The following is a 23,433-nucleotide window of genomic DNA, read 5'->3' on the forward strand; positions in this document are numbered from 1 at the left end:
GACAGGCGGACCATCGCTGCGAAACAAAGTTGACCAACCGGTCGGTTAATGTATTCTGTGCTAGGCTCGCGCAAGGCCGATTGCAAGGGAAAGTTCGGTGCCGGTTTTGATCTCTCCACAAGGTCGGGGACGCAGCTTTGCTCCCGCGACCGCAGGGCCGCGATGCGCGCGCCCAGTGATGCCGCAAACACCAGACCGCGCCGCTCCATGCTGACCCCAACAGCCCGCGCCGAGAAATCCGCAGCCGCCATGCTGTCCGGCGACCGCGCCAGCGCGTGGCTGGGCATGTCGATCGAGCATGTCGATGAAGGCACTGCCAGCCTGACGCTCACCGTCGCGGATCATCATGCGAACGGCCACGGGATCTGCCATGGCGGGATCATCTTCGCCTTGGCCGACAGCGCCTTTGCCTTCGCCTGCAATAGCCGCAACCAAAAGGTCGTGGCCCAGCACAACACCATCACTTTCATCGCGCCCGCCCAGGTCGGCGACCGGCTCGTTGCGACGGCGCGCGAGGTCAGCCTCAGCGGGCGTAGCGGGATCTACGACGTCAGCGTGACAACCGGCGATGGCGTGGCAATCGCTGAATTCAGAGGCTGCTCCCGGACGCTCCGCGGCACGCTTTTCGAGGAGTAGCATGTGAAAGACCTCACACCCCCGCGCGACACTCTCGACCCGATCGAGGTAGCCTCCATCGACGAGATCCGCGCCCGCCAGCTTGAACGGATGAAATGGTCCCTTCGGCACGCCTACGAGAATGTGCCGATGTACCGCCAGCGCTTCGACGCGATGGGCATTCATCCAGATGACCTGCGCTCTTTGGAGGATCTGGCGAAGTTCCCCTTCACCTATAAGGACGATCTGAGGGACAGCTACCCGTTCGGCCTCTTCGCCGTGCCCCGCGACCAGATCGTGCGGCTCCACGCGTCCTCCGGCACGACCGGAAAGCCAACCGTCGTGGGCTACACCCGCAACGATATCGATATGTGGGCCGACCTCGTCGCCCGCTCCATGCGCGCCAGCGGCACCCGGCCCGGCGATATCGTGCACATCGCCTATGGATACGGGCTCTTCACCGGCGGACTCGGCGCCCATTACGGGGCCGAGCGTCTGGGCTGCACCGTGGTTCCCGTCTCGGGCGGCCTCACCGAACGGCAGGTCACCCTGATCGAGGATTTTCGCGCCACGACGATCATGGTCACGCCATCCTACATGCTCAACATTCTCGAACAGTACCGCAAAAGCGGCATCGACCCCCGGAGCAGCCCGCTCAATGTCGGGATCTTCGGGGCAGAGCCCTGGACAAACGCGATGCGCCGCGAGGTAGAGGACGCCTTCGACATGCATGCGGTCGACATCTACGGCCTCTCCGAGATCCTCGGTCCCGGCGTCGCCAATGAATGCGTGGAAACCAAGGACGGCCTTCACATCTGGGAGGATCATTTCTATCCCGAGATCATCGATCCCGAAACCGGTGAGGTCTGCCCCGACGGCGAGATGGGAGAGCTCGTCTTCACCACGCTCACCAAGGAGGGCCTGCCGATGATCCGCTACCGCACGCGCGATCTGACGCGGTTGCTGCCCGGCACGGCACGCTCTATGCGGCGAATGGAGAAGATCACCGGCCGGTCGGACGACATGATCATCCTGCGCGGCGTGAATATCTTTCCCACCCAGATCGAAGAACAGGTCCTGTCCATTCCCCAACTCGCCCCGCATTTCCAGATAGAGCTCAAACGGGATGGGCGCATGGACGCCATGTCGATCCATGTCGAGACGGCGCCAAAGGCGTCGGATTCCGAGGCGCGGACCGCCTCCGCCCAGGCGCTCGCGCAAAAGATCAAGGACGTCATCGGCGTATCGACCGACGTCGTCGTGGGTCCTCCCGGCAGTGTCGAACGCAGCCAGGGCAAGGCCCGCCGCGTCGTCGATGCGCGCCCCAAGGAGTAGCGGCCATGGTTCGAACGAAGGCAAAGGATCACGACAGGAAACGTCTGAACATCCTGTCTATCGCCGCCGCTGTCTTTGCGCGCGAAGGGATCGCCCGCGCCTCCATGACCGAAGTGGCGAAGGCCTGCGGCATCTCCAAGGCCAATATCTACCACTACTACGACAGCAAGAACGATCTCGTCTTCGACATCCTCGACACCTATCTCGCCCAGCTTCGCAACTGGGTCTGCGAGACGGACCTTTCGGATCAGACCCCGCCCGAACAGCTGCACACCATCACCCGAGAGCTTCTGCTCGCCTATGAGGGGATGGACAACGAACACAAGATCCAGACCGAAGGCCTGCCGCTTCTCGACCCGGACAAGCAGGCGATCCTCAAAGGCTATCAAAGGGACCTGGTCGGCCTGATGGCGCAGATCCTGCAAGGCTGCGCACCCGACACGCTGGGAACCGATAGCGGCAAATGCCGCGACATCACCATGTCCGTTTTCGGGATGCTGAACTGGTTCTACATGTGGCGCCCCGCCGCCACCAAGGAGCAGCGGCTCGACTATGCCGCAACCGTCGCCGACCTGACTCTGACCGGACTATCGGGGAGTAAAGCGACCTAGCGCTCCCATAGCCGGTCCCCTTCAACCAACGACCGACGCCAAGTCAGGCTGGCCGCCGCAACGCTCACCGGATCGAGCCCCACCACCTCGCGCGCCAAGCGCCCTCCATTCGATCCTCGGACCCCTGAATGACGGGTGACCAATGCTCGTCGCAAAGCAACACCGACGCCTCACTAATATTGACTGACCGGTCGGTTTATGTGAATTTTGTGCAATCCCGAAGACCAACAGCCTCGGGAAAACGGGAGGGAAAACATGAAAACCAAATCGATGATCTTTGCGGCCGCGACGTCCTTGATTGCGAGCGTCACGACCGTCCAGGCCGAGGAGACGATGGTCATCTCCTCATGGCTGCCGCCCAGCCATATCATGAACGAGATTATCTGGCCGGAATTCATCGCCCGCATCGAAGAGTCCACGGAGGGCCGCGTCACCGGCACGGTCGAATACCAGCTGGCCGCACCCCCCTCCCAAGCCGATCTCGTGGAGGATGGCGGCGCGGATGCCGCGTGGATCTTCCACGGCTATAATCCCGGCCGCTTCGTGACGACAAAGCTCATCGAGATCCCCGGCCTCGAAGGGGACTCCGCCGCCGCCTCCGCCGCGCATTGGCGCGCGCATGAGCAGATCCTGGGCGGCGCGAACGAACATGAGGGCCTCGTCCCCGTCGCCATGATGGTCCACGCGCCCGGCATGCTGCACCTGTCGACCGAGATCTCGTCCCTCGACGAGGTGTCCGGCCTCAAGATCAGGTCCGGTGGCGGCGTCATGGGCGACGTTCTGGCCGGGCTCGATATGGCAGGCGTTCAGGTCGCCGCCCCGAAGGTCTACGAGACTGTCGCCAACGGCGTGGCCGACGGCACCTTCTTTCCCGGGGACACGATCTCGATCCTTAGGCTGACCGAGGTCCTGCCCTATACCTACCGCGTCCCCGGCGGCTTTTATCGCGGCTCCTTCTCCATCGTCATGAGCGAGGAGTTCCTGTCTTCCATCGGCGAAGAGGATGCCGCCGCGATCCAGGCCGCGTTGGGAGAGGACTTTTCCGCCTTCGCAGGAGAGGCGTGGGACGAAGGGAACAATCGCGGCGTCACCGCCCAGATGGAGACAGGGCAGGTCATCGACCTCGACGGCGAAGCCATCGCGAAATTCGAGGCGCTCGTCCCCCAGATCCGGCAATCCGTGCTGTCCCAGGTCTCCGAGACGGGTGTCGATGCCGAGGCCGCGCTCCAGATCATTGAAGAGACGATGGCCGAATATAGCGGTAACTGAATGAGCCGACTTCTGGACCGGGCGGGCCTCTGGTCTGCCCGGACATGCATCGCGCTCAGCGCGGGCTGCCTTCTTCTGCTGATGATCCTCACCGTGGTCGAGGTGATCGGGCGCTATCTTTTCAACGCTCCGATCTTTGGCCGTCAGGACATCTCGCAGATCCTGCTGGCAGGCTCGATCTTCTTCGCCCTTCCCGTCGTCTGCCTGAGGGGCGATCAGATCGCCGTTGATCTCTTCGACGGGATGTTCTCGGCAAGGGCGGCCTTTTGGCGGGACCGCATCATCGAAACCGTCACGGCACTGACATTCCTTATCATGGGCTACTGGCTTCTGGATCGCGCCCAAAAGGCACTGTCCCGTGGCACGACAAGCGAGCTGCTCTTTCTGCCGAAATATCCGCTGATCGGTCTGATCGCCGCCATCGTCGGTCTGACCGGCCTCCTTCTTCTGGCGCGCGCCGCCGTCCTCGCCCTGCGATCCGGGCGCGCGGATCCGCCATGATCGTTTCCCTGATCGCCTTCGCGATCGTCATCGCGCTCGTTTTCCTGCGTCTGCCCATCGGCATCGCCATGGGCATCGTCGGCGCGATCGGCTTCGTCATCCTGCGGGACTGGCGCTGGTCGGCGGGGCTGGGTCCTGCGGCGGATTCCATTCTCGATGTCACACAGAACGACGCGCTGTCGGTCATCCCGCTCTTCATCTTCATGGGCATGATCATCGCACAAAGCGGGATGGCCAATGACCTTTACCGGGCCGCCTATGCGGTTGTCGGAAGGCTGCCCGGCGGGCTCGCCATGTCCACCATCCTGGCCTGCGGCGGCTTCTCGGCCGTCTCTGGCTCGTCGCTCGCCACCGCCGCGACCATGTCCAAGGTCGCCCTGCCGCCGATGCGCAAATATGGATATCACGACAGCCTCTCGACGGCCTCTGTCGCAGCGGGCGGAACGCTCGGCATCCTGATCCCGCCCAGCATCATCCTGATCATCTACGGATTTCTGACCGGCCAATCTATCGGCAAGCTCTTTCTCGCCGGGATCCTGCCGGGGATCCTCGGCATCCTGCTCTATCTCTGCGCCGTGGCTTTCGTCGTCTGGCGCAAACCCGAGGCAGGCCCCGCCGGAGACGCAATGTCCGCCGCCGAGGTCCGCAGCAGCGTGATCCGCGTCATCCCGATCCTGATCCTCTTCGTCATCATTATCGGCGGGATCTACGGGCAGATCTTCACCGCCGACGAGGCCGCCGGCGTCGGCGCCTTCGGGGCCATCCTGATCTCCATCCTGATCGGGCGCTTCTCCTGGACCGGCCTGATCGAGGCGCTCTCGCAGACCGTCAAAACATCGGTCGGCCTCTTCGTTCTTCTCATCGGCGCCGACATCTTCAACCGCCTGATCACCCGCGCGGGCCTTCCCGGCGATCTGCTCGATCTGGTGCAGGGGGCCGGGCTCGAACCCTTCTCGGTGCTGGCGATGATCATCGTGGTCTACCTGCTCCTCGGCGCGGTCTTCGAAAGCCTGTCGATGATCACCCTGACGGTGCCCGTCTTCGCGCCTCTCGTCGCCTCGCTGGGCTTCTTCGAGGGCGATGTGACGGGCGAGATGGCACTCATCTGGTTCGGCATCATCGTGGTCGTCGTCACCGAAATCTCGCTCATCACGCCGCCCATCGGGCTGAATGTCTTCGTCCTCCGATCCGTCATTTCCGATGTCTCGACCGGCACGATCTTCCGGGGGGTCACCCCGTTCTGGGCCGCCGATATCCTGCGCCTGATCATCCTCGTCGCGCTTCCGGCCTTCGCCCTCTGGCTGCCCATGGGCGTCTGGAGCTTCGGATGAGGCACAGCTTGGATCCGCCCCCGAGAGGCGTATGGTTCGGCCTGCCGCAACCGCCAGCACGCCCCGCAACACAAAGGACACCAGCATGACCACAGGTTTCGCCTCTCAGGGGGACATGACGGAAAAGACGATCACCTTCGACGAGATCGGCGAAGGGCTCTGGGCCTTCACCGCCGAGGGGGATCCGAATTCTGGCGTCATCATCGGCGATGACAGCGTCATGATCGTCGAGGCGCAGGCAACTCCGCGTCTGGCGAAGAAGGTCATCGAAAAGGTCCGCGAGGTGACGGACAAACCGATCAGCCACGTGGTTCTGACCCATTACCACGCCGTGCGCGTTCTCGGCGCCTCCGCCTACGGCGCGGATCAGATCATCATGTCGGACCGGGCCCGCGCCATGGTGGTCGAGCGCGGCCGGGAAGACTGGGACAGCGAATTCCAGCGCTTCCCCCGCCTCTTTCAGGGACACGAAAGCATCCCGGGCCTGACCTATCCGACCACGACCTTCAGCGACGCGATGACGGTCTATCTAGGCAAGCGCCGTGTCGATATCAGGCAGATCGGCCGCGCTCATACGGCCGGGGACGCGGTGATCCATGTACCCGACGAGAACGTCATGTTCACAGGCGACATCGTGGAGGATCACTCGGCCTGCTATTGCGGCGACGGCCATTTCGCCGATTGGGGCCGGACGCTCGACCGCATCAAGGCCTACGGCACCGACGCTATCGCACCCGGTCGCGGCGCGGCGCTCATGGGCCGCGAGGCGGTGAGCCGCGCCATCGAAAGCACGCGTGATTTCGTTCAATCCACCTACGCGCCCGCCGCCCGCGTCGCCATGAAGGGCGGCACCCTCAAAGAGGCATGGACTGCCGTACGCGAGGTCTGCGATCCGAAATTCAAGGATTATGCCATCTACGAGCATTGCCTCCCGTTCAATGTCAGCCGCGCCTATGACGAGGCGCGCGGCATCGCCCATCCGCGCATCTGGACCGCCGAGCGTGATCTGGACATGTGGGAACAGCTGCGCGATTGACCCCCGCACCGGGAGACTACCAGATGGCCGACCCCTCGACCCGGACGACCGCCACCCTTTACCCCTACGAAAAGCCCTCCGCGCTCGGGGCGCCGCCCCGGACCCATCCCGTCGTAATCGTCGGTGCCGGTCCCGTCGGGCTCGTGCTGGCGCTCGATCTGGGCCGCAAGGGCACGCCGGTTCTGATCCTCGACGATCAGGAAGGGGCCGGGCAGGGCAGCCGGGCGATCTGCTTTGCCAAACGCACGCTCGAGATCTGCGACCGCCTCGGTCCGGGTCAGGCCATGGTCGACAAAGGCGTTGTCTGGAACCTGGGCAAGGTCTTCCACGGCCATGACAAGGTCTTCGAATTCAACCTCCAGCCCGAAGATGGCCACAAGAACCCCGCCTTCATCAACCTTCAGCAACCCTATTTCGAAGCCTTCCTCGTGGACGCTATCCGGCAGGCCCAGAAGGACGGCGCGCCGATCGAGATCCGGGGCCGCAACACCGTCACGGGCATCACGCCGGACCCGGATGGCGTCACAGCCCAGATCGACACCCCGGACGGCGCTTATGCGCTTCGGGCCGATTGGCTCGTCGCCTGTGACGGCGCCCGCTCGCCGGTGCGCAAGATGATGGGCCTCGGCTTCGAAGGCCGCGTCTTCGAGGATAATTTTCTCATCGCCGATGTCCGGATGACCGCCGACTTCCCGACCGAACGCTGGTTCTGGTTCGAACCTCCCTTCAAGGGCGGCGGCGCGTCGGCCCTCCTGCACAAGCAGCCCGACAACATCTGGCGCATCGACTTCCAGCTTGGCTGGGACATCGACCGTAAGGCCGAGTTGCAGGAGGACAACATCCGCAGGCGCGTCGACGCGATGCTGGGGCAGGGTGCCTCCTATGACCTCGAATGGACCTCGATCTATACCTTCCAGTGCCGCCGGATGGAGAAGTTTCGCCATGACCGCGTGATCTTCGCAGGCGACAGCGCCCACCAGGTGTCGCCGTTCGGCGCGCGCGGGGCCAATTCCGGCGTGCAGGATGCCGACAATCTGGCGTGGAAGCTCGATCTGGTGACCAAGGGACTGGCGCCCGAGACCCTGCTCGACAGCTACTGCGAAGAGCGTGTCCACGGCGCGGACGAGAACATCCTCAACTCCACCCGGTCGACGGACTTCCTGACCCCCAAAAGCGACATCAGCAAGGTCTTCCGCAACGCGGTGCTCGAACTGGCGAAGACCCATGCCTTTGCTCGCCCGCTGGTCAATTCGGGCCGACTGTCCGTCCCCTGCGCCTATGACGGGCTCTCGCTCAACGGTCCCGATAGCCTGAACGGACCGCGATGCACCCGCGTTGGCGCGCCATGCCCGGACGCTCCACTGGCCGAGGGGTTTCTCCTCGATCGCCTCAACGGCACCTTCACGCTGCTCGCCATCGACACCGAGGCACCTGCGCTAGAGGCTGCCGACGGCATCCCCATCCAGACGCTGACCCTCTCAACCGCGACGGACGATCCCAGCGGCGCCCTGCGCCAGCGCTATCTTGGGAAGGCAACGGCCGCCCTCTACCTGATCCGTCCCGATCAACACGTCGCCGCCCGCTGGAGCGGCGCGACCCAAGGCGACATCACCTCAGCCCTGCGCAAGGCAACCGGATACGAGACCTGATATGACCCTGACGCTGACCCCCAATATTCCCGACCCAGACGGCTTCTATGAAGAGCTTCTATCGATGCATGAGGGACTCACCGACGCGCAAAGCAAGGCTTTTAACGCCCGCCTCATCCTGATCCTCGCCAATCAGATCGGAGACCGCTCGATCCTGACCGCCGCACTGAAAGCCGCGATATCTCCGCCATAAGACCGCGTCCCGGGCAAGGCGCCCTCGGTCAGGTCCGCCAGCGCAGCACCCGCCGTTCGATCCAGCCGATCACCGACGAGGTCAGAACCCCCAGCACCGACAGGATCACGACCCCCGCAAAAAGCCGCTCCAGATCGTAAAGCGATCCCGCCTCGAGGATATAGGCCCCGATCCCGTAGGTGGCGCCCAGCATCTCGGCGGCGACAAGCAGTATGATCGCAATCGCCAGCCCGATACGCAGCCCCGACAGGATCCCGGGCATCGCGCCCGGCAGAACGATCTTGCGCACGATGGACCACCAGGACAGGCCAAAGGACTGCCCCATCCGGATCAGCGTCCGGTCCACGTTATCCACCGCGCCATAGGTCGCCACGACCATCGGCGTGAAGGTCCCCAGCGCGATCAGCGCATATTTCGACCCCTCGCCGATCCCGAACCAGATAACGAATAGCGGCAAAAGCGCGATCTTGGGCACCGGGAAAAGCGCGCTGACAACAGGAACAAGCCCGGCGCGCACCAACCCGAACAGCCCGATCAGCGTCCCGATCCCGATCCCCGCCAACGCGCCCAGCGCGCCGCCCACCGCAAACCGTGACAGCGACGGCAACAGATGATCCCACAAAGCGCCGGTCACCCAAAGCTGGCGAAAGACATCCAGCACTTCGGAGGGCAGCGGGAACGTCAGCCGCCCGATCCAGCCTTGCCGGATGCCGATCTCGATCCCGCCGATCAGCAGCGCGAAGACGACAAAACCGGCCCACCGATTGCCTGTGATCCGAAACCCGCCGCCCCGAAATGGCACCGGATGCGGGCTCTCCGCACCCGCAGAAGCCGCAACCCGGGCCGCCGCCTGCACCGTGCGCGCCCCGGTCTCACCCATCGACCAGCTCCGCATCCGCCGCGCGGGCCTCGTCGCGCATCAGCCCCCACAGATGCGCCTGCACATCCTCCATCGCGCCCCGCCCGCTCAGTTCCGCATCGATCTCCACGATCTCGCGGATCCGCCCGGGGCGGCGGGAGAGGACAACGACCCGGTGACCCAGCCGCACCGCTTCGGCCAGATTGTGGGTCACATAGACCGCCGTGAACCGCTCGCGCTCCCACAGGCCCACAAGATCATCCATCAGCAGCTCGCGTGTCTGCGCATCGAGCGCCGAGAGCGGCTCGTCCATCAGCATCACTGCCGGATCGACGGCCAGCGCCCGGGCAATCGCGACCCGCTGCTTCATCCCGCCCGACAGCTGCCGGGGCAGCGCATGCGCAAAATCCGACAGCCGCGTGCGCGCCAGCACATCCGCGATCCGCCCGGCCCGGTCCACAAGCCGGTGATCCTCGAGAGCCAGCGACACATTGCCCGCCACGCTGCGCCAGGGCAGCAGGGCAAAGTCCTGAAAGACGTAGGTCAGCGGGTTCAGCGACCCCTCCGGTGGCGGGCCGACCTGAACGACCGCCCCCGCGCTCGGCCGCTCCAGCCCGCCGATCATCCGCAGCAGGGTGGACTTGCCGCACCCCGAGGGCCCCACGATGCAGACGATCCGCCCCGAAGGGATGTCGAGGTCGATCCCCGACAGCACTTCGGTCTCGCCGTAGCGATGCGTCAGACCCTCGATCCGCAGATCCATCAGACGCGCGTCCTCACCCCGTCAGCTCCCGACCGTCTCGACAAAGGAGCCGTCGATCAACTGATCCAGCGAGATCCCCGCATCCACCAGCCCCTCGGACTGGAACCACTCCAGCTGGTCGCGCACCGACGCCACGTTGAGCGTCGCGCCCTCGTTGATCCGCATCGTCCCGTTGATGATCGACGGCGCGGCCCGCTCCCGCTCGCGGTCGGTGTAGACATATTTGTGGATCAGATCGACCATCGCATCGACCCCGGCCTCTCCGCCCGCCCGGTCGATCATCGCGCTGTTGTAATCCGAGATCCCGCGCGTGACCGCGCCCAGATAGCCTTCGGTCAGTGCCCTATCGCCCGCATTCTCGGTCGAGGTGAAGATCGTCGTCACCTGATAATCCGGCAGGTAATCCACGACCGACCCGATCATATGCACCTCAGGCCCCGAGGCGACAGGCTTGGCGATATGCGGCACGATCGACCAGGCATCGATCTGCCCGGTCTTGAGCGCACCGATGATCGCCGGCACCTTCTGAAGCGGCACGAAGGTCATGTCGATCCCCTCGGCCTTGGCCATCTTCGATCCCATATAGTGAAAGCTCGACCCCGCCGTCGTCATCCCGAAGCGGCGCCCGTCCAGCGCACCGGGCGCCGTCACGCCCTCCTGAAAGGCCGCGTCCGAGGCGAGGATCTTCTGCCCGTCGATCCCGGGCTCTTCGGACAGCGCGCCGCCGATCACCTTGATCGCGCCCTTGTCGGCAAGGTTCACAAGCCCGCCCGAAATGGCCGTCATCGCATAATCGACATCGCCAGAGGCAATGGCGACGGCCATCGGCTGCGCCGCCTGAAAGAACTCCAGCTCCACATCAAGCCCGGCTTCCGCGAAATACCCCCGCTCCAGCGCGATGAAGCTCGGCGAATGCGAGGTAAAGCGCAAAGCCCCGACCTTCAGCTTGGTCCCCTGCGCAAGGGCCGGAGCGGCCAGCGCTCCCGTAGCGGCGCCCATCAAAGCGAGCGTATGGCGGCGTGTGATTGTCATTTTCATGTCCTCCCGTTCGTGCCCCGACGATGCCGGTCACGCCCCCGGGGCACAAGGGCGGATCGCACTCCCTCCCTCCGCTCGAAGAGCCCGAAACCCAAAAGGCAAAGCGCAGCTCCCGCTCCCAAAGCCATCCCGCCTTCGCGCCGAGGCCTATCCATCGATGAACCGGTGCCGCACTGCCACAGAGTAAATTAGCGAGATCCAGACTAAGGCGGCGCTCCCCTCAATCCCGGGCAGAAGACCTCTCGATGACCCTTGAGACCCCGCAGGGTCAGCAAAGGTGGTCGTTGCTCGGCCAACCGCATCCTCTGCTCTAGGTGGACAGATCGTCGCAATCTTAACTAAAACTCAACCTAAAGTTGACCAACTCCACTATGAGGAGTAGTGCTGCTTGAAGTAGTTTCAGTTTAATGTGGAGAGATCATGGCAGCCTACAATTTTCAGATAATCGATGCGGATAACCCAAGCGGGATCGACTTTCAGACCTTTAACCAAGGACTTCCCTTCCAAGTCGCGGAAGAGGATATCACGGTTCTGTCTCTCGACGACGACGACGAATTTCTTCAGCTACAGGGAACAGATCCCGATGGAAATCCGGGAGTTGCGTCAAACGATCCATCATCTGCCGGTACAACTGGATTTGAACCTGGGGAACCAGTTCAGTTCTTCACATCTTTTTCGGTGACCGGTTCTGATGGATCTACCGGCATCGTCTATGCTCTTTCCAATCAATCAGGATCAGGTATTCAAGGTTTCGCTGCGGACTTCCCGCTGGTTCCGGGCGTCACTTATACTTAACCGAGAGATTGATTGAGACCACAGTAGCCTACAGTTCGCTCGTTCCTTGCTTTACGGCAGGCACTCTGATCGCAACACAGGTTGGCCTCAAGCTGATCGAAGACCTGGAAGTCGGCGACATGATCGAAACCGCCGATAACGGTCTGCAACCAATCCGCTGGATCGGCCGTAGATCGGTTCCCGCGATTGGCAATCTTGCCCCTGTCGTTTTTGCACCCGGTGCCATTGGAAACGAACGCGAACTGGTTCTGTCCCCTCAGCACCGTGTCCTTCTGTCCGGCTGGCGCGCCGAGCTATTCTTCGGAGAGACCGAGGTCCTGGCCCCTGCCAAACATCTGATCGGTTCCGACAAAGTCTTCCTCCGCGAGAGCGATCAGGTCGAGTACTTTCACATCCTGTTCGATACTCACGAGATTATCTTTGCCGAAGGCGTGCCATGCGAGAGCTTCCATCCCGGTGAAATGGGCTTGTCGGCTATTGATGAAGACCAACGTAACGAGCTCTTCTCGATCTTTCCCGAGTTGGCAGTTTCAGCCGAAAGCTACGGCGCTTCGGCCCGACCGTCCCTCAAGGGGTTCGAGGCATCTCTACTCGCTTAACGTGAAAACGACGCCAGCGCGGATACGTCTTCGCGCTGGCCTTTCGGTGATCCCGATCATTGACAGACCTATCTCTTGACCCGATAGGCGTCGACCCTCGACATCCCGCGTTTCTCCAAATCCGAGCGCGCGGTTCTGAATAAGTAGACAGCGGACTTCGAATTTCTTCTCTCATTCAACGTATAAACAATCCCACCCCAGCGCCCCACACTGTCCACATCGTTGCGCAACAAAAGAACCGAACGCTCCGTTACCTGGGCGTCCTTCGAAAATCCACCGACCGGATACCGACGCAATACCGACCGGATACCGAAGCCCGGATTCCAAGAAAAAACAGGCGTTAACCTATGATTCGCAGGCCCCTCGGCGGATCCACCGACATCCTATCCCGCCGCGGTTAACGATCCGCTTACGGTTTGACCTCGTCCGGCACCTCATCAAGGTGATCCTCGTGGATATACCGCGCATCGCAATAGCCGCATTCGACCCAGCCCTTGGTCTGCGAAATCTGGAGCCACACCCTCGGATGCCCCAATGCGCCCTCGCCGCCATCGCAGGCGATCCGGTAGGAACTGACGATCTTGGTCTCGGGCGCATCCATCGGCTGGGTCCTTGCACTTGCCGGGGCCGCTGCCCCTGTTAGGTAAGCGCGGACAATAACGCTCGCGCCGCCCCGCGCAACAGGAAGACGTTCATGACCCCCGCCATCGAAATCTCCGGCCTGAAAAAGACCTATGCCGCCTCCGGAAAAGAGCCGCCGAAACAGGCGCTTAAGGGCATCGACCTCGATATTCCGCGCGGCTCCATCTTCGGTCTTCTGGGCCCGAACGGGGCCGGAAAATCGACGCTGATTAACATCCTCGCCGGTCTGGTGAACAAAACTGAAGGCACGGTGAAGATCTGGGGCTTCGATCAGGACGTCAATCCGCGCCAATCCCGCGCCTCCATCGGGGTGATGCCGCAGGAGCTGAACCTCGATCCGTTCTTCTCCCCGCGCGGCGCGCTCGAGGTTCAGGCCGGGCTCTACGGCGTGCCGAAATCCCAGCGCCGCACCGACGAAATCCTCGAGCTGATCGGCCTGACGGACAAGGCCAACGCCTATGCCCGCTCCCTTTCGGGCGGGATGCGCAGGCGCCTGCTTCTGGGCAAGGCGCTCGTCCATTCCCCGCAGATCCTCGTCCTCGACGAGCCCACGGCGGGCGTCGATATCGAGCTGCGCAACATGCTCTGGCGCAATGTCCGCCGCCTCAACGACGACGGCATGACGATCATCCTGACGACCCATTATCTGGAGGAAGCCCAAGAGATGTGCGACGAGATCGCCATCGTCAATCACGGCGAGATCCGCGCCTGCGATACCACTGCCAACCTCTTGGGGAGGCTCGATAAAAAGACGATGGTCATCCAGCCGAAAGAGGCGACAGCGGCCGAGATCACACCGCCCGAAGGGGTCGAGATGGAGGGGCATCCCGACGGGCGGATCTCCTTCACCTACCGCACCAGCCACACCTCTGCGGACGATATCCTCGACGCGCTGCGCCGCTCGGGCGTCTCCATCCGGGACGTCAAAACCACCGAGGCGGATCTGGAGGACGTGTTCCTCGATCTGACCCGGGACGAGGCCGTCTAGGCGCGCATTGCGGCCTGCCCGCTAAAGCCCGCCAAAAGGCATTCGGCGTCCACCTCACCGATGCAGTCCCCGTCCTCGAGCACGCAAAGGCGCCCATCCTCTGCCTGCCGCAGCAGCTCTGCCGCATCGTTGAGAGACGCGCTCCCCTCGATCTCGCGAACAGGTCGCTCCGCCCGTTTCGGCGCCATCACATCGCGCACTGTCAGCACCGTCGACGGGTTCATATTCTGAACGAAATCAGAGACATACTCGTTCGCGGGATTGGCAAAGATATCGCGCGGCGTGCCGTGCTGTACGATGCGCCCGCCTTCCATGATCGCGATCCGGTCGCCCAGCTTGAACGCCTCATCCAGATCGTGGCTCACGAAAATGATCGTCTTCTTCAGCCGCGTTTGCAGATCGATCAACTCGTCCTGAAGCCGCGCCCGGACAAGCGGATCAAGCGCCGAAAACGGCTCGTCCATCAGCAGGATCGGAGCCTCTGTGGCAAAGGCCCGCGCGAGCCCCACCCGCTGCTGCATCCCGCCGGACAGCTCGCTGATCTTCCGATCCGACCAATCCGAAAGTCCCACCAGCTCAAGCTGGCGCGCCACCTTCTCGCGCCGCTCGGCCGCCGGCATCCCGGCCAGCTCCAGACCCAGCCCGACATTTGCCTCGACACTGCGCCAGGGCAGCAGCCCAAAGTTCTGAAAAACCATCGAAATCTGGCTTTGCCGTAGATGCCTGAGCGCCGCGCCTCTCGCCTTGGCGACATCGACGGCGCCAGATCCGTCATAGACCCGAACCGCCCCGCGCGTGACGGGATTAAGCCCGTTGACAGCCCGCAACAGCGTTGATTTTCCCGATCCGGAGAGGCCCATCAGAACAAGCGTCTGGCCTTCTTCCACGGCCAAGGTGCAGTTGCAGACCCCCAGAACCTGGCCGGTCTTTTCCTGGATATCCGCACGCGACCGGCCCTCATCGGCCATCTCCAAAGCCGTCTCCGGCGCATTGCCGAACACGATCGACACATTGTCGAGATCGACCATCACCGTCATCTGCGGCGCACCCTCAGCATCCGGTCCAGCACCACAGCAACGACCACGATCACGAACCCGCTTTCGAACCCCAAGGCCGGGTTCACCTGATTGAGCGCCCGCACCACAGGAACGCCCAGCCCGTCCGCCCCGACAAGCGCGGCGATCACCACCATCGAGAGCGACAGCATGATCGTCTGGTTGAGCCCCGTCATGATTTGCGGAATCGCATAGGGCAGCTCCACCTTCCAGAGCGTCTGCAAACCTGTCGAGCCAAAGGCCTGCGCCGCCTCCAGCAGATCCTTGGGCGTCGAGCTGATCCCCAGATGGGTCAGACGGATCGGTGCGGGGATCACGAAGATCACCGTCGCGATCAGTCCGGGAACCATACCGATCCCGAAAAAGACAATAGCCGGAATGAGATAGACGAAGGTCGGCAAGGTCTGCATCAGATCTAGCACCGGCCGGACCGCCGCGAAAAGACGCGGCCTATGCGCCAGCGCGATCCCGATCGGCACCCCGATCGACATGCAAACAAGGCAGGCCATCAGGACCAGCGTCAGGCTCTCGGTCGTCTCCTCCCAATAGCCCTGATTGAGCACGAAGAGAAACCCGACAACCACCAGAATGCAGGTCGTCCAACTGCGTTGCAAAACCCAGGCCAAGGCCGCGAACAGCGCAATCACGACGAGCGGAGGCGGCGCCTGTAGCACCGTGATCATTCCGTCGATCAAGAACTCCATCGCCGGGGAGAACCGGTCAAAGAACCAAGCCCCGTTGATCTGAAGCCAGTCGAACACCGCCTCGGCCGCATCCCCGACCGGGATCTTGGTCTCTGTCAGCCACTCCATCCCGGCGCTCCTGCCTTGATGCGGCCTGGCCGCATGGTGCTAAGGGACCGGCCCGGAGGCCGGCCCGGATGCAACGCGGCTCTCAGAGCCCGAGCGCTTCGCTCACCGCCGCCGCGCTGTCGCCGCCATCGACCGTGGTCACCCCGTCGAGCCAGCCCATCACAACGTCCGGATTGCCGGTCAGCCAGGCCTGCGCCGCCTCTTCCGGATCCTGCCGATCATCGAGGATCGCGCCCATGATCTCGTTTTCCATCTCAAGCGAGAATTCGAGATTGTTCAGCAAAGCGCCGACATTCGGGCAGTCCTCGACATAGCCCTGACGCGTATTTGTATAGACCGTCGCGCCGCCCAGTTCGGGGCCAAAGAAATCGTCCCCGCCGGTCAGATAGGTCAACTCGTAATTGGCATTCATCGGATGCGGCTCCCAGGCGAGGAACACGATCGGCTCATCCTTGCCGGAGGCCCGCCCGACCTGCGCCAGCATCCCTTGCTCAGAGCTTTCGCGCACTTCAAACTCCGACAGCCCGAACGCATCCGCTTCGATCATGTCCATGATCAGCCGGTTGCCGTCATTTCCCGGCTCGATCCCGTAGATCGTGCTGTCGAGCGCCTCGGCCTGGGCTGCGATATCCGCAAAATCGGCGATGCCAAGCGCCGCGCCAGCCGCATTGGTGGCCAGCGTATATTTCGCGCCTTCCAGATTGGCGCGGACCGTGTCGACGGTTCCGGCCTCGCGATAGGAGGCGATATCGGCCTCCATCGTGGGCATCCAGTTGCCCAGAAAGATATCCACATCCCCTTCGGACAGGGCAATATACGTCACCGGCACCGACAGAACGCGCGTCTCGGTTTCGTATCCCAACGCGTCCAGAACCACCGATGTCGCTGCCGTCGTCGCGGTGATATCCGTCCAGCCGACATCCGCGAATGTCACGGTCTCGCATTCTGCCAAGGCCAGGCTCGTGGTGCAGAGCAGAGCGGCCGATGCTGCAGAAACCTTCGAAAACATGGGTCTTTCCTTCCTGTTGTTGCCGATGCGCGGGCAAAGCCTCTGCCGGTCCGGCGAACGTTGCGCGCATCTCTTTGGTCGACGACACTTCAGGGCCAAAGCCCGCCGGGTGTCCAGTGCATGTCCATGGGATAGCGCCAGCGCCGTCCCCGGAGATCACGCCAAAGGGAGGTCTTTGCGCCGCTCATGTCAACCGGAACCCTTAACAGGCGATTGACAGGACCGGCCAAGTTGGATGCGATATGCCCCGGCGCAGTGCCGATCCCGCGACAGGACAGATCCTTATGACCTCACCGCCATCCCATGCCCGCGCCGTCATCATCGGCGGCGGCATCATCGGATGCTCGGTCGCCTATCATCTGGCCAGGCTGGGCTGGACCGATGTCGTCCTGCTCGAGCGAAAACAGCTTACCTCGGGCACGACATGGCACGCCGCAGGCCTGATCGCGCAGCTCAGGGCCAGCCAGAACATGACCCGGCTCGCCAAGTACAGCCAGGAGCTTTACGGCCAGCTCGAGGACGAAACCGGCATCGCGACCGGCTTCGTGCGCTGCGGCTCGATCACCGTCGCTCTAACCCAGGACCGGCGCGAGGAGATCCTGCGCCAGGCCGCCATGGCCCGCGCCTTCGACGTCGAGGCCTTCGAGATGTCTCCCGCCGAGGTCGCCGCACGTTACCCGCTGCTGAATACAGATGGCGTCACAGCGGGCGTCTGGCTGCCGAAAGACGGGCAGGGGGATCCCGCGAATATCGCCCTCGCGCTCGCCAAAGGCGCCCGCAACCGGGGTGCTCGCATCTATGAGCAAACCAAGGTCACCGGGATCCACCGCGACGGCAAGACCGTCACCGGCGTCGATTGGGAGACGGACAGAGAATCCGGCTACACCACCTGCGACATGGTGGTGAATTGCGCCGGCATGTGGGCCCGCGAGGTCGGGCACATGGCGGGTGTGAACGTGCCGCTCCATGCTTGCGAGCATTTCTACATCGTCACCGAAGCCATCGAAGGCCTGACCCGCATGCCCGTCCTGCGTGTCCCTGACGAATGCGCTTATTACAAAGAGGATGCGGGCAAGATCCTCCTCGGCGCATTCGAACCCGAGGCCAAGCCCTGGGGCAGGGAGGGCATCCCCGACAGCTTTGAATTCGATCAACTCCCCGAGGATTTCGACCATTTCGAACCGATCCTCGAACAGGCCTGCGCCCGAATGCCGGTGCTGGAGAACGCGGGCATCCACACGTTTTTCAACGGTCCCGAAAGCTTCACCCCCGACGACGCCTACCATCTGGGCCTCGCTCCCGAGAGCACCAATGTCTGGGTCGCCGCGGGCTTCAACTCCATCGGCATCCAGTCGGCGGGCGGCGCCGGCATGGCGCTCGCGCACTGGATGGACACCGGCGAACGGCCCTCCGATCTCGGTGACGTGGATATCGCCCGGATGCAGCCCTTTCAGGGCAACCGCCATTACCTGTTCGAACGCTCCAAAGAAACGCTCGGCCTCCTCTATGCCGACCACTATCCGTTCCGGCAAAAGGCCACGGCCCGCGGGATCCGCCGCTCCCCAATCCACCGCGAGCTTCTCGATCAGGGCGCGGTAATGGGAGAGCTCGCCGGGTGGGAGCGCGCCAACTGGTTCGCCAACCCCGGCCAGGACAGCGCCTATACCTATAGCTGGAAACGCCCCGCCTGGTTCGACAACGTTGCTGCCGAACACAAAGCTATCCGCACAAATGTCGGCCTCTACGACATGTCCTCCTTCGGCAAGATCCGCGTCGAAGGCCCCGAGGCCGAGGCCTTCCTGAACCATATCGGAGGGGGCGACTTTTCCGTCCCGCCTGGAAAGATCGTCTACACCCAGTTCCTCAACCACTCCGGCGGGATCGAGGCGGACGTCACCGTCACCCGGCTGTCTGAAACGGCCTATCTCGTCGTCACGCCCGCCGCGACACGTCTTGCCGATCAAACCTGGATGGCCCGCCATATTGAAGGCCGTCGCGTGACCCTTACCGACGTAACGGCGGGTGAGGCCGTTCTCGCACTCATGGGCCCCAGATCGCGTGACTTGCTCACCCGCATCTCGCCCAACGACTTCAGCAACGCCACCCATCCGTTCGGCACGGCCCGCGAGATCGAAATCGGCATGGCCCTCGCCCGCGCCCACCGCGTCAGCTACGTCGGAGAACTCGGTTGGGAGATCTATGTCTCCTCCGACATGGCCGCCCATGTCTTCGAAACGATCATGGCCGAGGGCGCCGATCTCGACCTCAAGCTCTGCGGCCTTCACATGATGGATAGCTGCCGGATGGAGAAGGGCTTTCGCCATTTTGGCCACGACATCACCTGCGAGGATCACGTCATCGATGCGGGCCTCGGATTTGCCGTAAAAACCGACAAGCCCGATTTTATCGGCCGCGCAGCCGTGCTCACCCGCAAACAGACCGGCCCGCAGTCGCGCCTCGTGCAGTTCCGCCTCACCGATCCCGAACCGCTGCTCTTCCACCACGAGCCGATCCTGCGCAACGGCGAGATCGTCGGCCACCTAACATCGGGCAGCTACGGCCACCATCTGGGCGGCGCGATCGGCCTTGGATACGTGCCGAGCAAAGGCGAGAGCGCGGCGGACGTCCTCTCCTCCACCTACGAGATCGACGTGATGGGAGACCGGATCCCAGCCGAGGCCTCGCTCAAGCCGCTCTACGATCCAACGTCCGAGCGGATGAAGGCCTGACGCCTTTTCAGGTCCGCAACATCCTCAACCCTTGCGTGACATCCATCCGAACGGCAAGCCGCAGGCTCGGCTCGTCTCCGGCGCGCAGGGCCGCCAGAATCAGCTTGTGATGATGCGGCGGCGCCGTCCGTTTTAGCTTGCCATAAAGCGCCCCCATCGTCGGCCCAAGCTGAAGCCAGACCGTCTCGGTTAGCGCCAGCATCGCCGGGGCCTGCGCCCTGAGATACAGCGCGCGGTGAAATTCGAGGTTCGTCCGGATATAGCCAGACGCATCCTTGCGCATGATCGCCTGCGCGATCGCGGCATTGATCGTCTCCAGCCGGTCGATCAGCGCGAAATGCGCGCGGGGCAGGGCGCGCGAAGCCAGTTCCGGCTCTAGCAAGGCGCGCAACGCGGCCAGCTCCTCGATCCGGTCGCTCGACAGCTCTGGCGTCGCCACCCGCCCCGAAGCTGACAGCGACAGCGCGCCTTCCGCCACCAGCCGCCGCACAGCCTCTCTTGCTGGGGTCATCGACACGTCAAAGGAGCTTGCCACCCCTCGGATCGTCAGCGCCTCCGCAGGCGCGATCTCCCCGTGCAGGATCTGGGTGCGAAGCGTTCTGTAGATGCGCTCATGCGCAGCGGTCGCTGGCGCGGGTGTCACGTTTGGCAGCATCATCGCCCCTGATCTGAAGGCAGAGGCCGCCTGCGTCAATCCTCGAACCGGTAAAGATGCAAGGCTTCCCCATGCGTCCGAAGCCACCCGCGCTGGACCTGAAATCCTGGATAGATCGCCTCGACCGCCGCCCAGAACCGGGCGGAATGATCCATATGCACCAGATGCGCGACCTCATGGGCCGCCACGTAGTCCAGCACATCGGCAGGCGCCATCATCAGCCGCCAGGAAAACATCAGATCCCCCCGCGACGAACACGACCCCCAGCGCGAGCGCGTATCGCGCAGCGTCAACCGCCCGTAAGGTCGCCCGATCCGCTCCGCATAGTCATCGCATGCCGCCCGTAGCCGCAGATCGGCCTGCCGCTTGAGAAAGGCCATCACCTGCCGCCCGGCATTCTCGTACCGCTCAGGCACCAGCAGCACACCATCCTCCAGCCGCGCCGCTCGAACCGGAGCGGACCGAACCGCCACCTCCGACCCCTCGAACGCCACAGTTTCCCCGATCCCTACGGGGCGAAAGACAGGCTGCGCCCTCAGATGATCCTCAAGCCACGCCCGTTTGCCCTGCGCAAAGGATCGCGCCTCGCGGTCGCTGACCCGGCGCGGCACCGTCAGCGTCACCCGGCCGTCCAGCCCCGAGATCCGAAGCGACATCCGTTTGGCCGCAGCCGAGCGCCGCAGCACGACATCGATAGGGGGGTTGCCAGCAAGGACAAGACGTCCCATATCGCGCTCCTGAACAATGAACCGGACCGGGTCTTTGACACGATGCCCGGCTTATGGCAGGGGACGCCGATCCGCTGCAAGTGTACGAATTGATCCAGGAAGGGACCTTACCCATGCCGAAGGAAGAATGGGGCACCAAGCGCCTGTGCCCGACGACCGGCAAACGCTTCTATGACCTGAATGCCAATCCGATCGTCAGCCCCTATACGGGAGAGGTCGTCGAGGTCGAGACAGGCAAGACGCGGACCATGGTCGCCGATGCCGAGGATGCACAGACCAAGAAGCTGAAGGCCAAGGAAGACGAAGACGAGATCGTTCTCGACGATGATGATGACGAGGAAGACGAGGCCGATGTCGATCTGGGCGATGATGTGCTCGAGGACGACGACGACGACGACGAGGTTTCGCTCGACGATATCGCCGACGTGGCCTCCGATAGCGACGAGGACAGCTGACGTTTTACACTTGATCTCGTGCGGGTCACTCGCATAGAGAACGCGAGGCGGCGTCTCAGGCGTCCGCCCGGTCGGGGCCTTAGCTCAGTTGGGAGAGCGCTTGCATGGCATGCAAGAGGTCAGGGGTTCGACTCCCCTAGGCTCCACCAAACACCTCATCGTTTGCAAAAAAGTGCCCTCGCAGCGGCAGAATGGACTGCCACGCCGTTGAAGAGACGGGGCTATCGCGTACGTTCATGCCCGACATTCTGTGAAATCATGGTCTAGTTTGGGCCCGTTCTACAGGGCTCCGCACGATAGGCGCATATCGGCGATGGATGCCCTCTGCCACGGTAGTGGCAAAGGACCTCTCGTGTCAGAGCGCCTTTCGGAAGATCACCTTATCGTCTCCCTCGGCCCAGAAATCTCGGATCCGCGCCTCTTCCTCATAGCCATTTTGCGCGTAGAACTTGCGTGTCAGGGCAAAGTCATCGGTGCCGGATGTGTCCACGATCAGAATACGCTGCCCTTGATCCGCCAGATGCCTCTCGGCGGCGGCGACCAGTGCAGCGCCCAGACCCTTGCCTTGCCGATCCGGGCGGACCGCAAGCGCGAGCATGTTCCACGTGCCATCCGCCAGATCTTCGGGGACCGTGTAGCACAGACCGACGGCCTCGCCCCCATGCAGACAGGACAGCCAGAAGGCATCCGTCTCCCCTGCCAGGGCAGCGGCCAGCATGCCGGGAAGCATTTCGCTTGGAAACAGCTGCGTTCCGCCCAGAACGGCCTGAAGATTCGGGATATCGTCCGAAGACGTCGGTTTGATGATTGGATCTGTCATGATCTCAGTGTCCTTATCGGTTATTGTATTGTGGGTTCACAGAGCGAATGCCGAGCCACGTGGCGCGGTAGGGTCGTCCGTTCACCGATTTGATGAGCCGCCGCTTCTTCAGGCGGTCGAAAAGCTTCAGCGAGCAATCGGCCAACACATGGCCGTCTCGCGTGAAGCAGGAGACGTCGCGCACCTTGCCGTTCGTCATGCGCTCGAAGTGGATGGCTCCACCTTGCGCCAGAACGTGCAAAACACGCTGTTCGTGCTTTGAGATATTCAATGGAGTGTCTCTTGATCTTACGTCAGCCGAAAAGGCCTCCGGCATCCCGCGCGGAAGTCTTTTGGTTCAGGTCGGTCCAAAGAAGTGGACCTTAGCGGCGGGCCGCAATCGTAGACATAAAATCTCCATCGCTCTGCTTTGATGCAGGACGTGATCCGCGATTATTGCGACAAACGGGTCTTGGCAAGCAGACATTCAAAAAACTTGCCGGAAGGCGTGGTCGCCCGCCGAGCTGCCTTTGCGGCGCACTTCGGGGATCTCGCGAAAGCAGACTGGGATTTGCCCGCATCCCGGTCTATCCAGAAAGAAAACCGAACGAGGCAGATCATGTACCGCAGGACCCTTCCCTTTTTCTTGGCTCTTATCCTTCTCGCCGGATGCGATGCCGGATTGGCCGACCGCACCGCCGTCGACCGGACGGGGCCGGATGAACTGCTCAAGCTGCGGGCCGGGCCGGGGCTGGGATATCGCGTCATTCTGGGGCTACCGGACGGAACGCCGCTCAATCGGCGCAACTGCGTGACCGAGCTTGGTCAGCTTTGGTGCCGCGTCTCGCTCGCCGATGCGCCGCAGATCACGGGATATGTCTCGGCAGATTATCTATCAGATAGCTGAAGCCACCCCGTCGCTCTTGCCCGCCTTGCGTCGGTTCTCCTGCCGCGCTGTCACAGAACT

26 protein-coding genes and 1 tRNA gene are annotated in these 23,433 nt (G+C 63.0%); 16 read left to right on the forward strand and 11 right to left on the reverse strand.

All coding sequences use genetic code 11. The features are described from left to right. Positions 1–210: 210 nt before the first annotated feature. From paaI to AAD018_RS05160, 9 genes are all read left to right on the forward strand, one after another. Entirely contained in the window at positions 211–636 is a 426-nt protein-coding gene (gene paaI / locus AAD018_RS05120) for a hydroxyphenylacetyl-CoA thioesterase PaaI (RefSeq protein ID WP_367314200.1), read from the forward strand. A gap of 3 nt (positions 637–639) precedes the next feature. Beyond that, a complete protein-coding gene (paaK, locus tag AAD018_RS05125) occupies positions 640–1,950 on the forward strand; it encodes a phenylacetate--CoA ligase PaaK (RefSeq protein ID WP_367313202.1) in 1,311 nt (436 codons plus the stop codon). Positions 1,951–1,955: 5 nt separating this feature from the next. Beyond that, on the forward strand, positions 1,956–2,561 hold the full coding sequence (locus AAD018_RS05130) for a TetR/AcrR family transcriptional regulator (protein WP_367313201.1): 606 nt from the start codon (positions 1,956–1,958) through the stop codon (positions 2,559–2,561). A gap of 255 nt (positions 2,562–2,816) precedes the next feature. After that, entirely contained in the window at positions 2,817–3,830 is a 1,014-nt protein-coding gene (locus AAD018_RS05135) for a TRAP transporter substrate-binding protein (protein ID WP_367313200.1), read from the forward strand. Further along, positions 3,831–4,331, forward strand: a complete 501-nt coding sequence (locus tag AAD018_RS05140) for a TRAP transporter small permease (protein ID WP_367313199.1) — start codon at positions 3,831–3,833, stop codon at positions 4,329–4,331. It abuts the gene before it with no gap. Further along, on the forward strand, positions 4,328–5,662 hold the full coding sequence (locus tag AAD018_RS05145; protein ID WP_367313198.1) for a TRAP transporter large permease: 1,335 nt from the start codon (positions 4,328–4,330) through the stop codon (positions 5,660–5,662). Before AAD018_RS05140 ends, AAD018_RS05145 begins: the two co-directional genes overlap by 4 nt. 85 nt (positions 5,663–5,747) lie before the next feature. Continuing rightward, entirely contained in the window at positions 5,748–6,698 is a 951-nt protein-coding gene (locus AAD018_RS05150; RefSeq protein ID WP_367313197.1) for an MBL fold metallo-hydrolase, read from the forward strand. Between the two features lie 23 nt (positions 6,699–6,721). Continuing rightward, positions 6,722–8,347, forward strand: a complete 1,626-nt coding sequence (locus AAD018_RS05155; RefSeq protein WP_367313196.1) for an FAD-dependent oxidoreductase — start codon at positions 6,722–6,724, stop codon at positions 8,345–8,347. A gap of 1 nt (position 8,348) precedes the next feature. Next, positions 8,349–8,540, forward strand: a complete 192-nt coding sequence (locus AAD018_RS05160) for a DUF2783 domain-containing protein (protein WP_367313195.1) — start codon at positions 8,349–8,351, stop codon at positions 8,538–8,540. Between the two features lie 28 nt (positions 8,541–8,568). Here the strand turns inward: AAD018_RS05160 and AAD018_RS05165 are convergent, their stop codons facing one another. The 3 genes from AAD018_RS05165 to AAD018_RS05175 are packed head-to-tail and all read right to left on the reverse strand — an operon-like array spanning position 8,569 to position 11,194. Continuing rightward, positions 8,569–9,420: an ABC transporter permease gene (locus tag AAD018_RS05165; RefSeq protein WP_367313194.1), complete on the reverse strand. Its 852-nt coding sequence runs from the start codon at positions 9,418–9,420 to the stop codon at positions 8,569–8,571. After that, entirely contained in the window at positions 9,413–10,162 is a 750-nt protein-coding gene (locus AAD018_RS05170; RefSeq protein WP_367313193.1) for an ABC transporter ATP-binding protein, read from the reverse strand. The genes AAD018_RS05165 and AAD018_RS05170 overlap by 8 nt, the downstream gene beginning before the upstream one ends. A 21-nt stretch (positions 10,163–10,183) precedes the next feature. Further along, a complete protein-coding gene (locus tag AAD018_RS05175; protein ID WP_367313192.1) occupies positions 10,184–11,194 on the reverse strand; it encodes an ABC transporter substrate-binding protein in 1,011 nt (336 codons plus the stop codon). Between the two features lie 426 nt (positions 11,195–11,620). Here AAD018_RS05175 and AAD018_RS05180 point away from each other — a divergent pair, with 426 nt between their 5' ends. Both AAD018_RS05180 and AAD018_RS05185 read left to right on the forward strand, forming a co-directional pair. Further along, positions 11,621–11,995, forward strand: coding sequence for a hypothetical protein (locus AAD018_RS05180; RefSeq protein WP_367313191.1), 375 nt, complete (start codon positions 11,621–11,623; stop codon positions 11,993–11,995). An 8-nt stretch (positions 11,996–12,003) separates the two neighbouring features. Beyond that, positions 12,004–12,594 carry a Hint domain-containing protein gene (locus tag AAD018_RS05185; RefSeq protein ID WP_367313190.1) on the forward strand — a complete coding sequence of 197 codons (591 nt, stop codon included), beginning with the start codon at positions 12,004–12,006 and terminating at the stop codon, positions 12,592–12,594. A gap of 409 nt (positions 12,595–13,003) precedes the next feature. Here AAD018_RS05185 and AAD018_RS05190 read toward each other — a convergent pair whose 3' ends face one another. Continuing rightward, on the reverse strand, positions 13,004–13,195 hold the full coding sequence (locus tag AAD018_RS05190) for a zinc-finger domain-containing protein (protein WP_367313189.1): 192 nt from the start codon (positions 13,193–13,195) through the stop codon (positions 13,004–13,006). 93 nt (positions 13,196–13,288) lie between these two features. Here AAD018_RS05190 and AAD018_RS05195 point away from each other — a divergent pair, with 93 nt between their 5' ends. Continuing rightward, positions 13,289–14,224 carry an ABC transporter ATP-binding protein gene (locus AAD018_RS05195; RefSeq protein ID WP_367313188.1) on the forward strand — a complete coding sequence of 312 codons (936 nt, stop codon included), beginning with the start codon at positions 13,289–13,291 and terminating at the stop codon, positions 14,222–14,224. Here the strand turns inward: AAD018_RS05195 and choV are convergent. The 3 genes from choV to choX all read right to left on the reverse strand — a co-directional run bounded on the left by choV (position 14,221) and on the right by choX (position 17,100). Beyond that, positions 14,221–15,261, reverse strand: a complete 1,041-nt coding sequence (choV, locus tag AAD018_RS05200) for a choline ABC transporter ATP-binding protein (protein ID WP_367313187.1) — start codon at positions 15,259–15,261, stop codon at positions 14,221–14,223. The genes AAD018_RS05195 and choV overlap by 4 nt on opposite strands. Beyond that, a complete protein-coding gene (choW, locus tag AAD018_RS05205; protein ID WP_367313186.1) occupies positions 15,258–16,091 on the reverse strand; it encodes a choline ABC transporter permease subunit in 834 nt (277 codons plus the stop codon). Before choW ends, choV begins: the two co-directional genes overlap by 4 nt. A gap of 82 nt (positions 16,092–16,173) precedes the next feature. After that, positions 16,174–17,100 carry a choline ABC transporter substrate-binding protein gene (gene choX, locus AAD018_RS05210; protein ID WP_367313185.1) on the reverse strand — a complete coding sequence of 309 codons (927 nt, stop codon included), beginning with the start codon at positions 17,098–17,100 and terminating at the stop codon, positions 16,174–16,176. A gap of 284 nt (positions 17,101–17,384) precedes the next feature. Here choX and AAD018_RS05215 point away from each other — a divergent pair, with 284 nt between their 5' ends. After that, complete coding sequence (locus AAD018_RS05215; protein WP_367313184.1) at positions 17,385–19,829, forward strand: GcvT family protein; 2,445 nt, start codon at positions 17,385–17,387, stop codon at positions 19,827–19,829. 7 nt (positions 19,830–19,836) lie between these two features. Here the strand turns inward: AAD018_RS05215 and AAD018_RS05220 are convergent, their stop codons facing one another. Both AAD018_RS05220 and AAD018_RS05225 read right to left on the reverse strand, forming a co-directional pair. Next, positions 19,837–20,484 carry a GntR family transcriptional regulator gene (locus tag AAD018_RS05220; protein WP_412005202.1) on the reverse strand — a complete coding sequence of 216 codons (648 nt, stop codon included), beginning with the start codon at positions 20,482–20,484 and terminating at the stop codon, positions 19,837–19,839. Between the two features lie 35 nt (positions 20,485–20,519). Further along, entirely contained in the window at positions 20,520–21,212 is a 693-nt protein-coding gene (locus AAD018_RS05225; protein ID WP_367313182.1) for a M48 family metallopeptidase, read from the reverse strand. Positions 21,213–21,325: 113 nt separating this feature from the next. Between AAD018_RS05225 and AAD018_RS05230 the strand changes: the two genes are divergently transcribed. Further along, entirely contained in the window at positions 21,326–21,667 is a 342-nt protein-coding gene (locus AAD018_RS05230) for a TIGR02300 family protein (protein ID WP_367313181.1), read from the forward strand. A 73-nt stretch (positions 21,668–21,740) separates the two neighbouring features. Further along, positions 21,741–21,816, forward strand: a tRNA-Ala gene (locus tag AAD018_RS05235). Positions 21,817–22,022: 206 nt separating this feature from the next. On the opposite strand, the gene AAD018_RS05240 is transcribed toward AAD018_RS05235, so the two are convergent. Together AAD018_RS05240 and AAD018_RS05245 are read right to left on the reverse strand one after the other, a co-directional pair. Then, positions 22,023–22,487 carry a GNAT family N-acetyltransferase gene (locus AAD018_RS05240; RefSeq protein WP_367313180.1) on the reverse strand — a complete coding sequence of 155 codons (465 nt, stop codon included), beginning with the start codon at positions 22,485–22,487 and terminating at the stop codon, positions 22,023–22,025. A 13-nt stretch (positions 22,488–22,500) separates the two neighbouring features. Continuing rightward, positions 22,501–22,758 carry a YjhX family toxin gene (locus AAD018_RS05245; protein ID WP_367313179.1) on the reverse strand — a complete coding sequence of 86 codons (258 nt, stop codon included), beginning with the start codon at positions 22,756–22,758 and terminating at the stop codon, positions 22,501–22,503. A gap of 327 nt (positions 22,759–23,085) precedes the next feature. Here AAD018_RS05245 and AAD018_RS05250 point away from each other — a divergent pair, with 327 nt between their 5' ends. Further along, positions 23,086–23,373 (forward strand): SH3 domain-containing protein, encoded by a 288-nt coding sequence (locus AAD018_RS05250; RefSeq protein WP_367313178.1) that lies wholly within the window; start codon positions 23,086–23,088, stop codon positions 23,371–23,373. Positions 23,374–23,433: the final 60 nt, after the last annotated feature.

This window comes from Aestuariibius insulae, assembly GCF_040783535.2.
In the GTDB taxonomy this organism is placed as follows: Bacteria; Pseudomonadota; Alphaproteobacteria; order Rhodobacterales; family Rhodobacteraceae; genus Aestuariibius; species Aestuariibius insulae.

Coding starts and splice junctions, on each gene's coding strand:
- AAD018_RS05130 (WP_367313201.1), top strand. CDS start 1,956: ATGGTTCGAACGAAGGCAAAGGATCACGACAGGAAACGTCTGAACATC.
- AAD018_RS05135 (WP_367313200.1), top strand. CDS start 2,817: ATGAAAACCAAATCGATGATCTTTGCGGCCGCGACGTCCTTGATTGCG.
- AAD018_RS05140 (WP_367313199.1), top strand. CDS start 3,831: ATGAGCCGACTTCTGGACCGGGCGGGCCTCTGGTCTGCCCGGACATGC.
- AAD018_RS05145 (WP_367313198.1), top strand. CDS start 4,328: ATGATCGTTTCCCTGATCGCCTTCGCGATCGTCATCGCGCTCGTTTTC.
- AAD018_RS05150 (WP_367313197.1), top strand. CDS start 5,748: ATGACCACAGGTTTCGCCTCTCAGGGGGACATGACGGAAAAGACGATC.
- AAD018_RS05155 (WP_367313196.1), top strand. CDS start 6,722: ATGGCCGACCCCTCGACCCGGACGACCGCCACCCTTTACCCCTACGAA.
- AAD018_RS05160 (WP_367313195.1), top strand. CDS start 8,349: ATGACCCTGACGCTGACCCCCAATATTCCCGACCCAGACGGCTTCTAT.
- AAD018_RS05165 (WP_367313194.1), bottom strand. CDS start 9,420: ATGGGTGAGACCGGGGCGCGCACGGTGCAGGCGGCGGCCCGGGTTGCG.
- AAD018_RS05170 (WP_367313193.1), bottom strand. CDS start 10,162: ATGGATCTGCGGATCGAGGGTCTGACGCATCGCTACGGCGAGACCGAA.
- AAD018_RS05175 (WP_367313192.1), bottom strand. CDS start 11,194: ATGACAATCACACGCCGCCATACGCTCGCTTTGATGGGCGCCGCTACG.
- AAD018_RS05180 (WP_367313191.1), top strand. CDS start 11,621: ATGGCAGCCTACAATTTTCAGATAATCGATGCGGATAACCCAAGCGGG.
- AAD018_RS05190 (WP_367313189.1), bottom strand. CDS start 13,195: ATGGATGCGCCCGAGACCAAGATCGTCAGTTCCTACCGGATCGCCTGC.
- AAD018_RS05195 (WP_367313188.1), top strand. CDS start 13,289: ATGACCCCCGCCATCGAAATCTCCGGCCTGAAAAAGACCTATGCCGCC.
- choV (WP_367313187.1), bottom strand. CDS start 15,261: ATGACGGTGATGGTCGATCTCGACAATGTGTCGATCGTGTTCGGCAAT.
- choW (WP_367313186.1), bottom strand. CDS start 16,091: ATGGAGTGGCTGACAGAGACCAAGATCCCGGTCGGGGATGCGGCCGAG.
- choX (WP_367313185.1), bottom strand. CDS start 17,100: ATGTTTTCGAAGGTTTCTGCAGCATCGGCCGCTCTGCTCTGCACCACG.
- AAD018_RS05215 (WP_367313184.1), top strand. CDS start 17,385: ATGACCTCACCGCCATCCCATGCCCGCGCCGTCATCATCGGCGGCGGC.
- AAD018_RS05220 (WP_412005202.1), bottom strand. CDS start 20,484: ATGCTGCCAAACGTGACACCCGCGCCAGCGACCGCTGCGCATGAGCGC.
- AAD018_RS05225 (WP_367313182.1), bottom strand. CDS start 21,212: ATGGGACGTCTTGTCCTTGCTGGCAACCCCCCTATCGATGTCGTGCTG.
- AAD018_RS05230 (WP_367313181.1), top strand. CDS start 21,326: ATGCCGAAGGAAGAATGGGGCACCAAGCGCCTGTGCCCGACGACCGGC.
- AAD018_RS05240 (WP_367313180.1), bottom strand. CDS start 22,487: ATGACAGATCCAATCATCAAACCGACGTCTTCGGACGATATCCCGAAT.
- AAD018_RS05250 (WP_367313178.1), top strand. CDS start 23,086: ATGTACCGCAGGACCCTTCCCTTTTTCTTGGCTCTTATCCTTCTCGCC.